The organism is Alkaliphilus pronyensis, assembly GCF_009017275.1.
Lineage (GTDB): Bacteria > Bacillota > Clostridia > Peptostreptococcales > Natronincolaceae > Alkaliphilus_C > Alkaliphilus_C pronyensis.
The window spans coordinates 47,741-66,857 of sequence record NZ_WBZC01000023.1 but is presented as its reverse complement, the minus strand read 5'-3'; the positions used below and the strand labels follow the sequence as shown (position 1 = coordinate 66,857).

General features: G+C 33.4%; 19 protein-coding genes. 16 read left to right on the top strand and 3 right to left on the bottom strand.

The genetic code is table 11. From position 1 onward, the window contains the following. Positions 1-37 precede the first annotated feature (37 nt). The 3 genes from F8154_RS07340 (at position 38) to F8154_RS07330 (ending at position 1,534) form a co-directional block, all read left to right on the top strand. Positions 38-268: a hypothetical protein gene (locus tag F8154_RS07340; RefSeq protein WP_151860967.1), complete on the top strand. Its 231-nt coding sequence runs from the start codon at positions 38-40 to the stop codon at positions 266-268. 175 nt (positions 269-443) lie between these two features. Beyond that, the gene (locus F8154_RS07335; RefSeq protein ID WP_151860966.1) at positions 444-677 is read left to right on the top strand and encodes a hypothetical protein; all 234 of its coding nucleotides are present in this window, start codon (positions 444-446) and stop codon (positions 675-677) included. A 17-nt stretch (positions 678-694) separates the two neighbouring features. Next, entirely contained in the window at positions 695-1,534 is an 840-nt protein-coding gene (locus F8154_RS07330) for a poly-gamma-glutamate hydrolase family protein (RefSeq protein ID WP_151860965.1), read from the top strand. A 44-nt stretch (positions 1,535-1,578) separates the two neighbouring features. Here the strand turns inward: F8154_RS07330 and F8154_RS07325 are convergent, their stop codons facing one another. Continuing rightward, a complete protein-coding gene (locus tag F8154_RS07325; protein WP_243141202.1) occupies positions 1,579-2,325 on the bottom strand; it encodes a poly-gamma-glutamate hydrolase family protein in 747 nt (248 codons plus the stop codon). Between the two features lie 178 nt (positions 2,326-2,503). On the opposite strand from F8154_RS07325, the gene F8154_RS07320 reads away from it, so the two are divergent. Continuing rightward, positions 2,504-4,867 carry an NlpC/P60 family protein gene (locus F8154_RS07320; protein WP_151860963.1) on the top strand — a complete coding sequence of 788 codons (2,364 nt, stop codon included), beginning with the start codon at positions 2,504-2,506 and terminating at the stop codon, positions 4,865-4,867. A 63-nt stretch (positions 4,868-4,930) separates the two neighbouring features. Beyond that, complete coding sequence (locus tag F8154_RS15510; protein WP_279237170.1) at positions 4,931-5,062, top strand: hypothetical protein; 132 nt, start codon at positions 4,931-4,933, stop codon at positions 5,060-5,062. Between the two features lie 200 nt (positions 5,063-5,262). On the opposite strand, the gene F8154_RS07315 is transcribed toward F8154_RS15510, so the two are convergent. Then, positions 5,263-6,231 (bottom strand): helix-turn-helix domain-containing protein, encoded by a 969-nt coding sequence (locus F8154_RS07315; protein ID WP_192930193.1) that lies wholly within the window; start codon positions 6,229-6,231, stop codon positions 5,263-5,265. 93 nt (positions 6,232-6,324) lie between these two features. On the opposite strand from F8154_RS07315, the gene F8154_RS15505 reads away from it, so the two are divergent. The 4 genes from F8154_RS15505 to F8154_RS07300 all read left to right on the top strand — a co-directional run bounded on the left by F8154_RS15505 (position 6,325) and on the right by F8154_RS07300 (position 10,280). Beyond that, complete coding sequence (locus F8154_RS15505) at positions 6,325-6,453, top strand: hypothetical protein (protein ID WP_279237169.1); 129 nt, start codon at positions 6,325-6,327, stop codon at positions 6,451-6,453. A 424-nt stretch (positions 6,454-6,877) separates the two neighbouring features. Further along, on the top strand, positions 6,878-8,191 hold the full coding sequence (locus F8154_RS07310; RefSeq protein ID WP_151860961.1) for an MFS transporter: 1,314 nt from the start codon (positions 6,878-6,880) through the stop codon (positions 8,189-8,191). 228 nt (positions 8,192-8,419) lie between these two features. Continuing rightward, positions 8,420-8,962, top strand: a complete 543-nt coding sequence (gene pyrR, locus F8154_RS07305) for a bifunctional pyr operon transcriptional regulator/uracil phosphoribosyltransferase PyrR (protein WP_151860960.1) — start codon at positions 8,420-8,422, stop codon at positions 8,960-8,962. 55 nt (positions 8,963-9,017) lie between these two features. Then, positions 9,018-10,280 carry a uracil-xanthine permease family protein gene (locus tag F8154_RS07300; RefSeq protein ID WP_151860959.1) on the top strand — a complete coding sequence of 421 codons (1,263 nt, stop codon included), beginning with the start codon at positions 9,018-9,020 and terminating at the stop codon, positions 10,278-10,280. Positions 10,281-10,342: 62 nt separating this feature from the next. On the opposite strand, the gene F8154_RS07295 is transcribed toward F8154_RS07300, so the two are convergent. Continuing rightward, positions 10,343-12,115 carry an Rqc2 family fibronectin-binding protein gene (locus F8154_RS07295; RefSeq protein ID WP_151860958.1) on the bottom strand — a complete coding sequence of 591 codons (1,773 nt, stop codon included), beginning with the start codon at positions 12,113-12,115 and terminating at the stop codon, positions 10,343-10,345. Positions 12,116-12,346: 231 nt separating this feature from the next. Between F8154_RS07295 and dapF the strand changes: the two genes are divergently transcribed. From dapF to priA, 7 genes are all read left to right on the top strand, one after another. Continuing rightward, a complete protein-coding gene (gene dapF, locus F8154_RS07290) occupies positions 12,347-13,198 on the top strand; it encodes a diaminopimelate epimerase (protein ID WP_151860957.1) in 852 nt (283 codons plus the stop codon). Between the two features lie 45 nt (positions 13,199-13,243). Next, positions 13,244-14,125: a YicC/YloC family endoribonuclease gene (locus F8154_RS07285; protein ID WP_151860956.1), complete on the top strand. Its 882-nt coding sequence runs from the start codon at positions 13,244-13,246 to the stop codon at positions 14,123-14,125. Between the two features lie 11 nt (positions 14,126-14,136). Continuing rightward, positions 14,137-14,418: an extracellular matrix/biofilm regulator RemA gene (remA, locus tag F8154_RS07280; protein ID WP_151860955.1), complete on the top strand. Its 282-nt coding sequence runs from the start codon at positions 14,137-14,139 to the stop codon at positions 14,416-14,418. A 23-nt stretch (positions 14,419-14,441) separates the two neighbouring features. Next, the gene (gene gmk, locus F8154_RS07275; protein ID WP_151860954.1) at positions 14,442-15,041 is read left to right on the top strand and encodes a guanylate kinase; all 600 of its coding nucleotides are present in this window, start codon (positions 14,442-14,444) and stop codon (positions 15,039-15,041) included. 25 nt (positions 15,042-15,066) lie between these two features. After that, positions 15,067-15,273, top strand: a complete 207-nt coding sequence (gene rpoZ, locus F8154_RS07270) for a DNA-directed RNA polymerase subunit omega (protein ID WP_151860953.1) — start codon at positions 15,067-15,069, stop codon at positions 15,271-15,273. A 12-nt stretch (positions 15,274-15,285) separates the two neighbouring features. Beyond that, the gene (gene coaBC / locus F8154_RS07265; protein ID WP_151860952.1) at positions 15,286-16,473 is read left to right on the top strand and encodes a bifunctional phosphopantothenoylcysteine decarboxylase/phosphopantothenate--cysteine ligase CoaBC; all 1,188 of its coding nucleotides are present in this window, start codon (positions 15,286-15,288) and stop codon (positions 16,471-16,473) included. Between the two features lie 158 nt (positions 16,474-16,631). After that, positions 16,632-19,115: a primosomal protein N' gene (gene priA / locus F8154_RS07260; RefSeq protein WP_151860951.1), complete on the top strand. Its 2,484-nt coding sequence runs from the start codon at positions 16,632-16,634 to the stop codon at positions 19,113-19,115. The last annotated feature ends 2 nt before the right edge of the window (positions 19,116-19,117 follow it).

The window sequence follows — 19,117 nt, the reverse complement described above, 5'->3', positions numbered from 1 at the left end:
TTATAAAAGCGTATATCCATAAGAAAGAGAGGATAAAATGGGTACTTTATACGTGTTAATACATGAAAAGCAATACAAAAACAAATCGATGGCTATTAGGAAAAACAATCAGAATGAAGCTCTATCGGTTTTAAATTGGCTAATATTAAAAGAAAAATGCTTGAATCTTGCTAAAATCAGTAAGAGAAATACCGGCTATCAGGTTTACAGCCGTGATAACAGCAACAATGGCATTGCAGTTTATAATAAATGCAATATAACCATTTGATTGTACTAATATGGCTGGGTCGATGACAGTTTATATTGTTGTCCCCGGATTATTAGAAACACAATTCAGCATCAAGTTTTAACAATAACTTTTTTATGTACCAGGCTACTGATTGCAGCAGCTTATTATTCCACAATGCTGAAAAGTGTCACAAATATAAGAAAGGAGGTGTAAAATGGGCACTTTATACGGGTTAATACAAAGCAAACAATATAAAAACACATCGAAGGCTATCAGAAAAAACAATCAGAATGAAGCTCTAACGGTTTTAAAAGGACTAACACTGAAAGAAAAATGCCTGTATTTTGTTAAGGTCACTAAAAGAAGTACTGGCTATCAGGCACTTGGGATAATGGGATTAACGATAATAACTATCGCTTTAGATTATCTATTTGCTACTATTGGTTAAGAAAGGGGAAGATAAATATGAAAAAACAATTTGTTAAAATCTTAATTTTTATGCTAGTGTGTGCATTTGGTATTGGTACAAGTGCTTATGCATTTACAACAGGTTATAGTAGTTTTGCACAGCTATATGCATCGGAAGAAGCTACAGACTATGCAATTAAAGCTAATGATAGAGGAAAAGCTACAACAATCTTAGCGATACATGGAGGCGGTATTGAAAGAGGTACTTCAGAATTAGTTGAAGCATTGAATGGATACGGTAAATATAACACTTATTTATTTGAAGGACTTAAAGCCACTGACAATGGAAGTCTTTTTATAAAGGCTATAGATTTTGACGAACCCAAAGCTACTAATCTAGTTAAAAACTCAGATTACACTGTTTCTGTTATTGGAGCTGCTGGTGATGATGAAATTACATATATTGGTGGTCAAAATAAATTATTGGCAGAATTGATAAGATTACATCTTATTACTAAAGGATATAAAGTTAAAACTTTAAGCGTTCCCGATCGTATTGCTGGGGTTATGAACAGCAATATAGTGAATAAGAATAAATTGTTTAATGACGATTTTAAGCTTGGAGGAGTTCAAATAGCTATTTCAAAAGGTTTAAGAGATAAGCTTGTAGCTGATTCCAGCACATTAAATGATTATTCAAGCTCCATCAATTCAGCCCTAAGTGAAAGCTGGCCGGTAATAGTTCGCCAGATGAGAAAAATTACTGAATCTAATGGTAAATATAAAGGGTTCTTAAGTATGTTTAATTCTCCAAAGCGCAATTTTGATAAGAAGGTGAATCAGGTACTAGCAAAGGGAGCAAAAACTCCTCAGGAATTAATTGAAGATGCAAATTAGTAACCTGAAAAAGAAGTGTTTATAAAAATAAAAAGGCTGACAGACTACTGAAAGGTAGTTTTAAGCCTTTTTATAACATCTTTTAAGCCTAGATACTCAGTGAAAACTAAAAATGGTGCAAGTAGCTTTGAATTTTCTATGAATAATCCAGATTCAGTATTGCTTTTTAGGGGAACTTCTACTTTGGTACTATTTACTGCTTCACTTATTGCTAAAACATAGTTTTTCAATTTATCACTATCACTGGATAAAAATTGTGTTCTTAAGCCCCTTGATATTTCTAGCTGTACTCCTTTGCTGCTTATATTCTTATTAACTATGTTTTTGGGAGATTCGCCGGCTAGCCTCTTGGGAGTATCTAACACAGTAAAATCATATTTGATTAGAGATTCTTTTATTTTGCTTGCCAGTTCAGAGTCTAGGCCTCCAATGTAGGTGAATTCTTCCAAGCCAGAACAACCGTGGATAGATAAGGTTGTTTTAGATTTTGAAACCATTTTAAGTGCAGTGGGTTCATCAAACTTTACTGAAGTAACATGTAATGTTGAGTTATCTTTGGTTTTTTTACCTATAAATGAATAATAGTTATAATTATTATGGAAGGATAGAGCAGAAGCTAATTCAGTAGTACCTTTCTCAATTTTCCCTCCATGAATTGCAATAACGATGACATCAGAATCTGTCACAGTAGTTTTAATTTCATAGTCAGTATCATCTACTGTATTTGAGCTTAACTCTTTAAAATTGCTATAAACGTCACCAAAAGCTGTAGCAGTTGATTGAGCAAACATAAGAATTATCAGGCAGGAAAAAACAATAAGCCGTCTAGGGCTTAAAAAACTCCATACTCTCTTTAGAGTCATACCTATCAACTCGCTTTTCTATAAATGTATATGTCTCTATTATAATGTTATGCACTTGTGATGTCGAGAGTTGTCGTAACTATTTAACAAAAAGGATGATTTTAAAATGAACCAATTAAAAAAACTGAAGGGCATATGGTTAGTCCTATTGATTTTGTTAACTGCTGTAGTTCCATCCTATGGTTATAGTAATGAGACAGAAATTCAAAGGATTTTACTTGCAGAAAGTTTAATAGGCAAGCCTTTTACGCCAGAGGGAAACACACCAGAGGAAGGATTTAATAGTACTGGGCTTATTCAGTATGTTTTTAGACAGTCAGAAAACATAGTCCTCCCCAGACAGCCTTCAAAGCTATGGAAGCTGGGGAAAACTATAAAACGTAGTGAAATCCAGCCTGGAGATGTTCTTTTTTTTACAGGAAACAACAACCTAATACCAGCAATATATAAAGGCGATAATATAATTATAGTTGTATCAACTAATGATGGTGTAGTAAAACGGAATATAGTAAAAGATTCATATTGGAGGGATAATTATATAGGTGCAAGGCACTATGCGAATATAGCCAATGAATTAAATCCTATAGCCGTAAAAGCTCTTGAATTAGTAGAATCTCCTTATGAAATTGGAGGTAATAATCCAAAGGGCTTTGATTATTCAGGCTTTGTACAGTACGTTTTTAGCGAAATAAACAAACTGGATTTTCCAAGAACATCTACCGAGCAATGGCGAGTAGGTCTGGAAGTAGATACGTCTGATCTTGAATCCGGTGATGTGTTATTCTTTCAAGGTAGCGGTGTACGACTACCAGGAATTTACATAGATAATGGTATTTTTGTTATTGCTACAACCAAGGGGGTCGCTGTAGTAGATCTCGAAACAAGTGATTATTGGAAATCTAGGTTGCTTGGAGCAAGACGGTTTACTAAGAATATTATTGAGGAATCTGTTGTAAGCAACCCTATTGTAGAAAAGGCTATGGACTTGCTTGAGACACCCTATAATCCAGAAGGGAAATCACCAGCTGAAGGCTTTAACACGACTAATTTTGTACGTTATGTTTTTAAGGACATCCTAGGCATACAGCTATCAGTTTTTTCCGATAGGATATATGAAATAGGAGAATTCATTTCTAAACAAGAGCTTAAAGCAGGAGATTTAGTATTTTTTCAGGGAAGCAGTCTTATACCTGGTATTTATAAAGGAAATGGCATGTTTATCGTTCAGACAGTAGCAGAAGGAGCTGCGGTAAGGGATATTGAGAGTGAATACTGGTCAGACATATATGTAGGAGCAAAACGGCTGACAGAAAAAGATATTTATTATTCTCAGCCTGAAAATTATATGCAGCATGAGAACTTAGTTATTCGAGAAGCAATGAAATATATAGGAACTCCTTATTTGTTAGGTGGCGAGACAATTGATGGTTTTGACTGTTCTTATTTAGTTCAGACAGTCTTCAGAGATGCTAAAAATATTTATTTGCCTCGTATAAGTTATAAACAAGCTGTAGTAGGGGAAACCATAGAGTATGAAAAAAAGCGCCCTGGAGACGTAATTTACTTTACAGGAAAATTTCAGCAGGACGGAAAAACACATCATACTGCAATTTATCTAGGAAATAATTATATAATCCATGCATCCGGCGACGAAGGTATGACTACAATCAGCTATTTAGGAAAGTACCTGCTGGAGCGATATGCAGTAATAAAGCGCTTTGACTCCCTTAGCTTGAGGCTGGATTCGAGAGTGGTTGAAGAAGCATATAAAACCTTGGGTGTAGGTTATGTAGCAGGAGGAAATACCATAGAGGGCTTTGATTACTCAGGGTTTTTACAATACGTTATGAAAGCAGGCTTAGATATTGAGCTACCAAGATATTCATTTCAACAATGGGCTTTAGGAAATGAAGTAGAAAGACAAGATTTAAATATTGGAGATGTTTTATTTTTTGAAAGCTCCGACAAGGTATTACTACCAGGATTATACATTGGAAATGAGCAGTTTATCGTCGTAACAAAATACGAAGGTGTAGCAATTCGTGATCTTAATATCTCAGATAGTTATTGGACTCAAAGATATGTTGGGGCAAGACGATATAAAAAAATAGAAAATAACCATCCTGCCGTCATTAAGGCTAAAGAATATATAGATGCTTCATTTGAAGACTATACAACGGCACAATTTGTTCAAAAAGTATTCAATGAAGCATCGGATATTCATCTAAAGTTACCTGCTAAAGCCTATGAGCAATGGAATTTAGGTCAAGCTATTTCACCTGATGAACTAGAAGAAGGAGATCTTATATTTTTTAAAAGCCATCTGACCGAAGATATACCGATGATGACAGGTATATATGCAGGGGAAGGTTCATTTATCATACTTACAAGCACAGGGGTAAAAGAAAGAAACTTAAGATATAACAAGTATTGGAGTGAACGATACTTGGGAGCAAGACAATTGCCTTAAACAATGACCAAGGAAAAGGGTTCGGCTAACCTTTAGATATTTGAAAATGAGAGGAAGAGAAATATGCAAAGAATTATACCTTTGTTGGAAGGGACAAAGATACAAGAGAGCTTAAGTACATTCTTTATGTTTATAGAAATGGAATTTATGAAGTATATGAAAATAAAGGAGTTAATAAAGAACAAGCTTTATTAATAGCCAAGAGCAAAGGTTTGAATGTAATAAATATAACACTCATTGTATATAGTTCATTTACGGAAAACAGGGATACAACAAAACACTTTTACCCTTCAAGAACCGTGCCCCAGTTCCCAAACCCCCGTTACTAATTCTAAGAAAAATATTCATCCTAGCTTCTTTTAAAGAAAGCTAGGATGTTTATGTTTTATGATGGTTTAGTTTTTGCTTATATTACACAATGTATCTAACGATAGAGGAATACCATAATTTTTATAAGTAATATCAATATATTTTTTAGCAAGGCTTTCTTTTTCCTCAATTAAGAGAAGAGTTAATGATTGATTTAGGGTCATTAAATATTTTGGTTTATTTAAAAAAAATTCTGCAATACCTTTACGATAAAGAAGTGTAGCTAACCCATAAGAAATGTAATGCTTGTTGCAAAAGTCAATACCTTTAACTGAGTATTTATGTGCTTTATCATGACAATCTATTCGGTGATAATTATATGATAAGTTAAAGTAAATTTTAATAGCTAAAAGCTTTTCATTATAAGTAGAATTTCGGTTTAAATTTACCCTCTTTAAACAATACACTAACATATCATTGGAAGAAGCAAACTCATTTTTAGTAGAAAGTGCTAAAGCTATTAAGAGTAAAATTCTCATTTCAAAGACTGTATATTTAAATTGGTGGTAATTATATATGTTAAACAATGTGTTATTTATCCTCATTGCATCTATAAAATCTTCTAAACTGTCTTGTGGAGTAGATGAATTATATTTACTAATACCAGATAGCAATTTTTCAAATTGACATTCAACATGATAATTTATAGGAGTATCTGGCTCAAAACATTTTATATAGTCATAATAATCCTGTCTTAGGTTTTGCAAAGTTTCCAATCTATAGTTAATTATTAAGTCCTCAAGTCTTGTATAATAAGATAATAATCTAGTTGAATTACAATACACTTTCAGGTCTTCAATTAAATCTTTTTTATAGGCCATAGATAATAGTATTAATGTATCAAATCTTAATAAAACTTGTCCTTGCTCAACTCTTCTTAGTGAGTCTGAGGTTATACCAGTTATCTTTTCCACATCTTTTTGAGTAAAGCCTAAATTGATTCTAGTTGACTTAAGAAATTTGCCTAACTCTTTAAGTTTATAAGATTCAAACAATTTTGTCAACTCCTAACAATACGTAATTTATTCTGGTTTTCATATGTATCAAATTATACTATAATAGTTATAAAATGTAAAGGAGGAGCGTAAATGGTAAAAAAATTAACTTTTGTAATACTTTTTATATTCTTGCTAACATTTTCACATTTTAATAAAGCATTTTATCATGCTGCAAGTGAGGATATACCAAGAATATATAGCATTGAGGTTTTTGCTTAGTTTTAGTGCATAATACTCTATTATTTTTATAGTAAGCTTAAAGATGTATATTACAATTCAACAAGTAGATTAATTACATAGTATTATATCCTTTTAAAGAGAAAGTGATTTTCCACGTGTATTTTCTGTTGAAGTAGAGTTATAAAGAAAACTTAGTTCAGATGGAGTTTTAACTTCACCTGAACTCTAGTTGCCCTTATTTCGAAGCTTGGCGGCACTTATCTCCCGCTTAAGAAGCGGAGTGTTAGTAACGCCGCTGAGATAAATTTTATATTGAATGATTTCTTTCCTCCCAAAATTAAATAAAAATCAAGTTTTCATAACCCTATGTTTGATATAAACATGTGTGATTAATTGGTATTTAGTGTATATTTAATTAACAATTTAGGGTTATGATTTTTTTTATAGAAGGGTGTGATGTATATTGGAGAATACGCTAAAAAAAAATGAAATAGAGGAGAAGATAGCTGTTAAGGAAATTGTAAAGAAAAATATAATTTTAATTTCGCTAGGACAGCTTGTTTCTCTATTTGGCAGTAGAATTTATAGCTTTGCAATAAGTCTTTATATATTATCTGTAACTGGATCAGGCTTAAATTTTTCGCTGACCTTAGCATTAGGAACTTTGCCTGGTGTACTTTTTGGGCCAATTTCTGGAGTAATTGCTGATAGATTTGACAGAAAAAAAATGGTTGTGTTATTAGATGTCTTAAGTGGGGTTGTGGTGCTTGGACTACTAGCTGCAAGCTTAATTGATGAATTAAGTTTAAGCTATATATACATAACAACCTTTTTATTATCTACATGTAATGTTTTTTTCAATACCCCTTTAGCTGCATCAATACCCAATCTTGTAGACGATGAAAACCTAACTCGTATTAACTCCTTAAGTCATACAATTTCATCATTGGCCTCAATAGCAGGTCCATTCATTGGTGGTTTGGTTTATGCATTAATAGATATAAGGCTATTTCTTTTGGTTAATGGCTTGTCCTTTATTATATCTGGTATTTCTGAAGCATTTATTGATTTTAAGGTACGGGATAGAATTAATGGAGAGTCAAAAACCAGCAATAAGAAGGAGAATGATAAAGCTAAGAATAACAGATTTTTTACTGATTTAATGGATGGGCTTAGATATATAGCAACACAAAAATGGCTTATGGTATTAGGCTCCTTTGTAGTGTTTTTTAATATGCTAATAATGATGGGGCTTTCGGTTCCCGTACCTTACATAGTAAATGAAGTGTGGGGCTTCTCGTCACAGCAATTTGGTATATTAAATATGATGTTTCCTATAGGAATGCTAATGGCGTCCATTGTGTTGTCTATTTTACCTGAAGTTAAAAATAATATTAAAAGAATATTAATATGTTTATCAACCTTTTCTGTAGCAATTTTTATAGTTGGATTGTTAACCTCCGAGATATTTATAGTATTAAATAATACACAGTATTTAATAATACTGACTATTTTATATTTAATGATGGCTGTAGCTGCAATCTTCATTAATGTCCCTGTTAATGTAACATTACAGAGGCTAATACCAGATGATATGAGGGGCAGAGTTACTGGCACACTGGGAACATTAGGTATGGCGTTATCACCAATAGGTGCTATTGTTGCTGGTGCATTGGTAGACTCAATAAGTCCATGGCTGCTACCAATGGTCTCTGGAATAATAATGATATGCATAACAATATATATGAGTAATGTTAAGGACCTTAAAGAAATATAATTAATGTAAATATGAATAAAATATGAAATTTGTCGAAAAAATATAATTAAATAATAGACATAAATAAGAGTGTGTGATATACTTAGTTCAATTGAAATCCTTTAATTAGGTCCTGTGAGGCTGAAAGGAAAGTATATGTAACATATCTTGGAATAACTATGTCTACATAACCCTTACCCACAGGTAAGGGTATTTTATTTGAAAAAAAAGCATGTTGGAGGTGAAATAGTGGATTCTGAAAAAGCTGTTCAGATTTTAGATGAAAAAGGCATTACTAGAGCAATAACAAGAATAGCCCATGAAATACTAGAAAAAAACAAAGGCCCACAGGATATAGTCATTATTGGTATTAAAACCAGGGGAATACCCTTAGCTAAAAGAATAGCTTTAAAGATAAAGGAATTTGAAAATTATGAGATACCAGTTGGAGAATTGGATATAACCCTTTATAGAGATGATTTAACTAAGGAACAGATTGATCCTGTTGTTAATGGCTCCAGCATTAGTTGTGATATAAATAATAAAATTGTTGTTTTGGTTGATGATGTTCTATATACTGGACGAACAGCTAGAGCAGCCCTAGATGCACTAGTGGATATAGGTAGACCCAGTGTAATTCAACTGGCAGTTTTAGTTGATAGAGGTCATAGAGAGCTGCCAATAAGAGCTGACTATGTTGGCAAAAACACTCCAACATCTAAAAATGAGATAGTTAGAGTTAAGCTTTCAGAAACAGATGAAGAAAACTTAGTAGTTATTGAAGCTACTTAGCTATCAATTAAGCTTTTAAACCAGTCCTGAGAGACTGAAAAAGGGAGGAATTCAAATGACAAAAAAGGAATTACAGGAAGAAATAACAGATTTAAAGGCTATACAACCATCAAGAAAACTGGTTTTAGCAGTACAACATGTTTTGGCAATGTTTGGAGCAACAGTTTTAGTACCAATGATTACTGGCTTAAATCCAGCTGTAGCTTTGTTTGCAGCAGGTGTTGGAACCCTTCTTTTTCACTTAATTACAAAAGGACAGGTTCCAGTTTTTCTTGGCTCTAGCTTTGCATTCATACCTGTAATATTAGCTGTTAAAGAGAGCTTTGGCAGCCTACAATATGCACAAGGTGGAATAATTGTTGCGGGACTTTTATATGTTTTATTGTCTGCCTGCGTAAAAATATTTGGAATAGATACTGTGAAATCCTTCTTTCCACCAATAGTAACTGGACCAATGATTGTAGTAATTGGACTTAATCTAAGCCCAGTAGCAATTAGTATGGCCTCAAGCAACTGGCTATTGGCTTCTATAGTTTTAGTATCTGTTTTAGTGGTTTCCCTTTATGCAAAGGGCTTTGTTAAATTGCTTCCTATTTTAATAGGTGTATCTGTAGGATACTTGGCTGCAATTCTATTAGGTGAGATACAATTGGTAGAGCTAGCTAAAAACCTGGGAGATGCAAAGCTATTGGCTATACCAGCCTTTACCATGCCAAAGTTTGATATAGCAGCTATATTAATGATAGCACCAATTGTACTGGTTGTATTTATGGAGCATATCGGAGATATTACTACAAATGGTGCTGTTGTAGGTAAAGATTTCTTTAAAAATCCTGGACTCCATAGAACCTTATTGGGAGACGGAGTTGCAACAATGCTTGCTGGCTTTGTTGGAGGACCTGCCAATACTACCTACGGTGAAAACACAGGGGTATTAGCCGTTACAAAGGTATATGAGCCCTCCATAATACAACTGGCAGCTTTTGTTACTGTAGGGTTAAGCTTTATAGGGAAATTTGCAGTAATTCTTCAATCAATCCCAGTTGCAGTTATGGGAGGAATAAGTATAGTTCTTTTCGGAATGATAGCTAGTATAGGTATGAGAACAATAGTAGAAGCAAGAATAGATTTTGCAAATAGCAGAAATTTACTAATAGCAGCATTAATACTTGTTATAGGTATTGGGACAGCAATGGCTACCGATGGAGCTGGAAATCCCATAGGTGGTATACCTATAAGAGATAATATTGAATTAGCAGGTCTTAGCTTAGCTGCCATCGTTGGTATACTGGCTAATAAGCTGTTACCAGAAAGATAAAGAAAACTAAAAAAAGTCCCCCCTTCATGGAAGTAATATTGAAGGGGGGACTTTTTTAGCTGCTATATTTCTTTTATTCCTTTAAGCTCCTTAGTCAAAGCATCTACATATATAGTTTGATAGTTATCATATATTACCATGCCAGGCTTAGCCCCCGATGGCTTTTTAACATTCTTTCGCTGTGTATAATCAACAGCCACCTTAGTTGAATTTTTACCCTTGCTATAATATGCCGCTAAGGTTGCAGCCTCCAATAGTGCAGTGTTTGAGTATTCTCCATCCTTTACCTTAAGAATTGTATGGGAGCCAGCTAAATCCTTTACATGAAGCCATAAATCATTTTTGGAAGATACCTTGAAGGTTATCTCATCGTTTTGATGATTGTTTTTTCCTACAAGTATTTCAAAGCCATCGGAGGATAAAAATCGTAGAAATCCTGATTTTTTTTGAGCTTTTTTCTTGTTTTGGCTTTTTCCCCGTGACTTAACATAACCAGTTTCAATAAGTTCATTTTGTATTTCCTCAAGATCAGTATAATTTGTTGAATTTTCAATGCTTAAAAATACTTCCTCAATATATGATATTTCCTCTTTAGTAATTTCAACTTGATGGGCAACCTCTATTAAGGCAGTCTTATATTTATTATATTGCTTATAATATTTTTGTGCATTTTGTGAAGCAGTAAGCTTTTTATCCAATTGAACCGTTACTTCACTAAGGTTAGGGTCGTAATAATTAACAATAGTAATGCTTTCTTCCCTATCCTTAATTAGGTGAAGGTTAGATGTGATTAAATCACCCTTAATTTTATATTCCTCAGCCTTTTCTGCTTTACTTAAATCCTTTCTTAAGTTATTAAGCTTTTGATTAAGTCGATCCAGCTTAATCTGTAGATTTTTTCTTAAATCCTGAGATTTTTGCTTTATTCTATCCTTGGTATCTCGTACCCTATAATAGTTCTCCAGCATATCACTTGCGGTGTCATATTTCTGGTAGCTATAAATAGAAAGGTGTGTAAGGTTTACACAGCTAAAATCAATGAATTTTTCATTTGCTTCGTCAATATATATATTGTAATTATAGCTGTTTTTAGTAGTAACAGCTATTACATCCTTAAAGCTATTGTACAATCTATTTAAATCCTCTGGAGTTAAGGCTAAAATAGGAGTGTTGTTTTCTACTTGGCTTCGGAAGCATATCTCGGCAGCTATCAAGGGAGATAAACCAGTAAAGGAATAGTATAATCCCTTATGAATGTTTATCTTAGCATCCTCTGGAAGGGATTCATTAAAGGCTTCAATAGAGTTAATTAGCTGAGGATTCTTCTTCTCCTGAGAAGGTGGCATCCTATAGGTAAGACCAGGTAATACTTGCCTATGTCTACTAATATCCAGTGATATCCTTTTAATTGAATCAATAATTTTATTTGTTTCTTCATCAACCAATATAATATTACTATGCTTTCCCATTATTTCTATAATAAGGTGCTTTACCTTTAGTAGATTTAACTCATCTAAAGTTTCAACTTGAAGAATAATTATTCTTTCCATATTGGGCTGAGAGATTTTAGTTATTCTTCCGTTTTGCAGATGCTTTCTAAGAAGCATACAAAAGCTAGGGGGTGTATCTGGATTAACCTTGCTTATGTTACTTATGTGGGCTCTAGGGAAATTACTATTCACTGATAGTAAAAGTCGATAATTATTTCCGTTGCTACGAACAAGTAATGTAAGCTCATCTATTTCAGGCTGATACACCTTTTCAATTTTTCCTCCAACTAAAGCACTATTAAACTCATGTACAATAGAAGCAACTACTAGACCATCTAATGCCATTAAAAATACCTCCTAATAATACAGCTGTTTGGCAAAAAAGATAATTGTTAATATAATGTAATAAATAGAAGGAAATTATTTATTCATATTGAATAAAATAAAAATCCTACTTTATCCTTTAATATATTAAACATTGTGATAATAATATATTTATTATACAATAATACAATCATACACGAAAAAGGTGAGAATTACTACTTTAATAAGTAAAATTGAGTAGAGGGTGATATAATGAAAATTCCTTTTAAGAAAATGCATGGAACAGGTAATGATTTTATTGTCATAAACTACAATGACTTTCCATACCCCAAGGATTTTAGCAGATTAGCTATTGAAGCTTGCCACCGTAACTTTGGTATTGGAGGAGATGGAATGATGATAGTAGCTTCTCCAGAGGATAAAAATGCTTCTGTTAAAATGATATATTTTAATAGGGATGGGTCTTTGGCAAGTATGTGTGGTAATGGAATTAGATGCTTTGCTAAATACGTATATGATGAAAAAATAGTTAAAAAAGAGATTTTTAAGATACAAACTAAAGCAGGACTTTTAACTGTAAATACTAAGACAGCTGATGGTAAGGTTAGCTTTGTTAAGGTTTACATGGGTAAAATGCTACTAAAGCCAGAAGCTATACCAGTTGCCTACAATGGTGATAATTACATCAATAAAAAAATAGTGGTGGAGGGTAGAGAATTTCAGATTTCTTCAGTGTTAATGGGTGTACCTCATACCATTATATTTACTGAGGAGTTAAATGATGAAGCTGTAAAGCATTTTGGGCCAATAATAGAAGGATTAGAAATATTCCCTGAAAAGACAAATGTTAATTTCGCTAAAATACACAATAGAGCTGCAATCTCAGTAAAAACCTGGGAACGGGGAGCTGGCTATACCCTTGCTTGTGGAACAGGTGTTACTAGTGTATGTGGTGTTGCGTATTTATTAGGAATGGTAGATAATTGGATTGAGGTAACTATTGATGGAGGTAAACTATTTATTAGTATAAGCAATGACGGTAATATGGAGATGGAGGGACCTGCAGAAACCATCTGTGAAGGTATATATTATCTTAAGAACTAAACAAAATATATAGGCTTGCTTTTTAGTAAATGGAGGGTGATAAATATGGTGAAAAGCATGACAGGCTTTGGTAGAGGAGAAGCACAATCCCCACAGAAAAAATTTATTGTTGAACTTAAATCTTTGAATCATCGTTATATGGATACATCTATAAAAATGCCTAAAATATTTACATATTTAGAGGAAAAAATAAGACAAAAAATAAAAGAGGAAGTAAAAAGAGGAAGGGTAGAGGTTTATGTTAATGCGGAAAGCCTTGGAGAATCAGATGTAAAAATAACTCCTGATATAGCCTTAGCACAACAATACTACACTGCCTTAGAAGCAATAAGCGAAAGCTTAGGGATAGATAATGATTTAACAACATCTGTAATATCTAAATTTCCTGATGTTCTAAAAGTTGAGAAGGTTGAAGACGACGAAGACGAGATTTGGAGCTGCTTGGAAGAGGCTTTAGTAATGGCCCTTAATAGACTTATGGAAATGAGAAATATAGAGGGACAGCAGCTTTATAATGATATTATTAGGAGATTAGATATTATTAATAGCATGATTAAGGATATTGAAGAAAGAAGTCCATTAATAGTTAACGAGTATAGACAGAAGCTAACCGACAGAATTAACGAAATACTAGATGATGGATTTGACTTTGATGATAATCGTATTCTTATGGAGGTAGCAGTTTTTGCTGATAAAAGCAGCATAACAGAGGAAATAGTAAGGTTTTACAGTCATATTAAGCAGTTTAAAAAGGCTATGGGTGAAGATGATTCTATTGGTAGAAAGCTGGACTTTCTTATTCAGGAAATGAACAGAGAGGTAAACACTATTGGCTCTAAGGCGAATGATTTAACTATTACCAATATAGTAGTTAATATAAAAAGTGAGTTAGAAAAAATGCGTGAACAGGTTCAAAATATTGAGTAGGAGGCATACAAATGAATATTAAGCTAATAAACATAGGTTTTGGGAATATAGTTTCGGGTAATCGTATAGTTGCAATTGTAAGTCCAGAATCTGCACCAATAAAAAGAATTATTCAAGAGGCAAGGGATAGAGGAATGCTGATTGATGCAACATATGGTAGAAGAACACGGGCTGTAATTATAACCGATAGTGACCATGTTGTTTTATCAGCAGTTCAACCTGAAACAGTTGCCCAAAGACTTAACTCAAAGGATAACAGCAAAGAAGCTGAGACCAATATTGCTGGCGAGTAGGAATACTAGAAAGAGGAGATATTATGGGAAAAGGCTTACTAATAGTGATTTCTGGACCTTCTGGGGCAGGAAAAGGTACAATATGTAAAAGGTTGCTTGAAAAAAACCCACAGATTATGGCTTCTATTTCAGCAACAACTAGGGCTCCAAGAAGTGGAGAAGAAGAAGGTGTTAATTACTTTTTTATAGATCATAATAGGTTTAAAAATATGATTAATAATGACCAGCTATTGGAATATGCAGAGGTCTACGGTAATTATTATGGGACACCCAAAAAGTATGTAATAGAAAACCTTGAAAAGGGAAATGATGTATTACTAGAAATTGATATTGAAGGAGCTCTTCAAATAAAAGAAAAATTTGCAGAGGGTATTTTTGTTTTTATTCTACCCCCTTCCCTGCAGGAGTTAAAAAGTCGAATAATTAATAGAGGCACAGAAACAGAGGAGGATATAAACACCCGCTATGGCTCTGCAAGAGGAGAGATAAATCAGGTTATTAAGTATGATTATGTTGTTATAAATGATGATGTAGAAAGAGCCAGAGCAGATATAGAGGCTATTATTAGAGCTGAAAACTGCAAGGTTTTAAGAGTACATGAAGAAATAAAACTAAGATTTTAACTTTATTAAAGGAGATGAGTATATAATGTTGTATCCATCAACAAATGATTTAATGAAAAGTATAGATAGTAGGTATACTTTGGTATTGGCTGCTTCTAAAAGGGCAAGACAAATTATAGATGGAGAGTCAGTGTCAATTCAGCCAAACTCAAAAAAACCAGTTTCTATAGCTACACAAGAAATACATGAGGGGAAAATCAGCTACAAAAGAATAGAGGAAGAAATCAAATAAGAAGGTGATGGGATGCTGAAGGGAAAAAAGATAGTTGTTGGAGTGACAGGAGGCATTGCCGCCTATAAGGCCTGTGATATTGTAAGCAGGTTAAAGAAACTTGGGGCTACAGTAGATGTAATTCTAACTAAATCGGCTTCAGAGTTTGTAGCTCCCCATACATTTCAAGCTCTAAGTCAGAATCCTGTAATGATGGACATGTTTGAAACTCCTCGTTATTGGGAAATTGAACATATAAGTCTTGCACAAAAAGCAGATTTAATTCTAGTTGCACCAGCAACTGCAAACATAATTGGTAAAGTTGCAAATGGAATTGCAGATGATATGCTTTCGACTACAATAATGGCATCAACTGCAAAAGTAGTTTTTGCACCTGCAATGAACACAATAATGTATCAAAATACTATAGTTCAACAAAATATTCAAAGACTAGAGGATTTAGGGTATGGCTTTATTTCTCCAGCATCAGGTCGCTTAGCCTGTGGAGATATTGGTATAGGCAAGCTTTGTGAGGTGGATGGAATTATTGAATTTGTAATTAATGCTATGGCTCCAAAACAGGACTTAATAAATAAGAATGTATTAATTACAGCAGGACCTACAATTGAGGCAATAGACCCTGTAAGGTTTCTTTCAAATCGTTCCACAGGTAAAATGGGCTATGCTTTATCAGAGGCAGCGAAGTCCCGTGGGGCTAATGTTACTCTTATCTCTGGACCTACAGCCTTAAAGGCACCAGCTGGTGTTGAAGTTATTTCAGTTACCTCAGCTGAAGAAATGTATAATAGAGTTATGGAACACTTTAAGCAAAATGAAATTATAATAAAATCAGCAGCAGTATCAGACTATAGACCAGAGATTAAAGCTATTAACAAGCTTAAAAAGCAGGAAGGACCTCTACAAATTAACCTTGTTAGAAACCCTGACATATTATATGAGTTAGGCTTAAACAAGGGGAGTAAAAAAATTATTGGTTTTGCAGCAGAAACAGATAATATAATTGAATATGCAAAGGCTAAAGTTGCTAAAAAGAATCTTGATTTAATTGTAGCCAATGACTTAACTGAAGAGGGATCTGGCTTTGGGTCAGATACAAATGCTGTATATTTAATAGATAGCAGCTATAATATCATTAAAATTGATAAGATGTCTAAGTTAGATATTTCCCATAGAATATTAGATAAAATATTAGATCTGTAAAGTTAATGGCTTAAAACCCAGTAATTATATTTAATACATATACTTATCACTGGGTTTTATTATTTTTGTAAAAAAGTGTATAATAGTTTTTTGTTGATAATCATTTTTAATGTTAACAAAAATTTGGTATAATAGTGGTGTTCAGGAGGTGGATGTAATTGAGTAACAGTAGACTTATTGCTCAGGTAATTGTAGATAATAGCAGCTATGAAACAGATAAACTCTTTGACTACTTAATTCCCACCCAAATGGTTAAAGCTATACAATGCGGTATGAGGGTACTGGTTCCCTTTGGAAGAGGAAATAAAAGACTAGAGGGATATATATTAAACATTAAGGAAGTAGAGGAAACAGGTACTTCTTTGAAGGAGATAATAGCACCCCTAGATTATAAATGCATTTTGTCCCAACAGCAAATAAAAATGATTTTTTGGATGAAAAGCAAATATCTATGTAAGTACATTGAAGCTATCCATTGTATAATACCAGCTGGAATCGTCAATAAAGAAAAGAAAAAAATAAAGCTTATTGCTGAAAACTGGAAAGAAAAAGCTAATTTAAACACTAGACAAAAAAGCATATTGGAATTTTTAGAAGTCCATGCAGGGGCAATAGATATGGATGTATTAAATAAAGAATTTCCATATAAGGACTGCTATCAAACAGTTAAAACCCTAGCCAACGGAGGGCTAATTGAGATAATACACTATGTAACCTCAAGGGTGAAGGTTAAGAAGGAGATATATTTAAAATTAAATATTACTAAGCAACAAATAGAAGCAATAGAACCTAAGTTGAAAAAAGCTCAAAAACAATTGGAGGTTATTAATTATTTAATGACTAGTGGAGAGGCTAAGACTAAAGCTTTACAAAGCCACTTAAATATATCAAATGCTCCTATTAAGGCTCTTATTAACAAGGGTTATATTACAACAGTTGAAAGGGAGCAAAAAAGAGATCCCTTTTCTACAGCTACTATTGAAGAGTTTCCAAAGTTAAAGCCTTCATTAGAGCAACAGACTATTATTGACGAAATTTCTAATTCAATAAATAATAATAAGACAGAATCATATTTAATTCATGGTATAACAGGAAGTGGTAAAACTGAAATATACCTTCAACTGATGGAGGAGGCTAAAAAACTAGGAAAACAAGGAATTGTCTTAGTTCCTGAAATAGCATTAACACCCCAAACGGTTGAAAGATTTAGAGGTAGATTTAAAGAAGGAATAGCAGTTTTTCACAGCAGCTTATCGGAGGGAGAACGCTATGATGAATGGAGAAGAATTTTAGAAGGAAAGGTTAATATGGTTATTGGTGCCCGGTCAGCTGTTTTCTCACCCTTTAAAAACCTTGGTTTAATAATTATTGATGAAGAGCATGAAGGTACATATAAGTCTGAGCAAAGTCCAAAATATCATACAATAGATGTTGCAAAATATCGAGGTGCCACAGAAAATGCTGTATTAGTTTTAGGGTCTGCAACTCCATCAGTTGAAAGCTACTATAAAGCAAAGACAGATGATTTAAAGCTTGTATCCCTTACAAAAAGAGCAATGACAGCCAAGCTACCATCAATTGAAATTGTGGATATGAAGAAGGAGTTGGATGAAGGAAATAATAAGATACTAAGCAGAAGACTAAGAAAGCTACTTAAGAGTAATTTACCAGAGAAAAAGCAAGCTATACTGTTTTTAAATAGAAGGGGCTTTTCAACCTTTGTCTCCTGTAAAAGCTGTGGCTATGTAATAAAATGCTCCCACTGCGATATATCATTAACCTTCCATATGGAGAGCAAAACACTGCTATGTCACTACTGTGGAAAGGAGCTACCTGCACCTAAAGCATGTCCAGATTGTAATAGTGGACTAATAAAATACTTTGGTGCTGGAACCCAAAAGCTAGAAAAGGTAATACAATCATATTTTCCAAAAGCAAGCATAGCACGTTTAGATATGGATTCTACAAGTAAAAAGGGAACCCATGAAAAAATCCTTAATAGCTTTAAAAGGGGCAATATAGACATTTTAATCGGAACCCAAATGATTACCAAAGGCTTAGATTTTCCTAATGTAACCTTAGTAGGTATTATATCTATAGACTCAACCCTAAACCTGCCGGATTTCAGGGCATCAGAGAAAACCTTTCAGCTTATTACTCAAGTTGCAGGTAGAGCAGGCAGGGGACTTCATGAGGGTAATGTCATATTACAGACATATGATCCGCAGCATTTCAGCATTATGACAGCTTCAAAGCATGATTATATCAGCTTTTATAATGAAGAAATAGCAATACGGAAGGAATTTGGTTATCCCCCCTTTAACAATCTATTAGCAATCAATTTTAGCGGAAGGAATGAAGAAGAGGTATTTCAATACTCTAAGCAAATATACAAAATAATAAAATATATTTTAGAATCAAAGGGTATTAAAGCATTACAAGAGGTTATATTAGGTCCAAATGAGGCTATAATAGCCAAAATTAATGAGAAGTATAGGTATCAAATCATATTAAAGGATATAGGTGTAGAATACAGCTTACTTAAGGGGATTGTTAAGTCTATTTTTATTCAGCATAGAAAAAAATACATTCCCAACTCAATTACAGTAAGCATTGATATAAATCCATATAATTTAATGTAAAA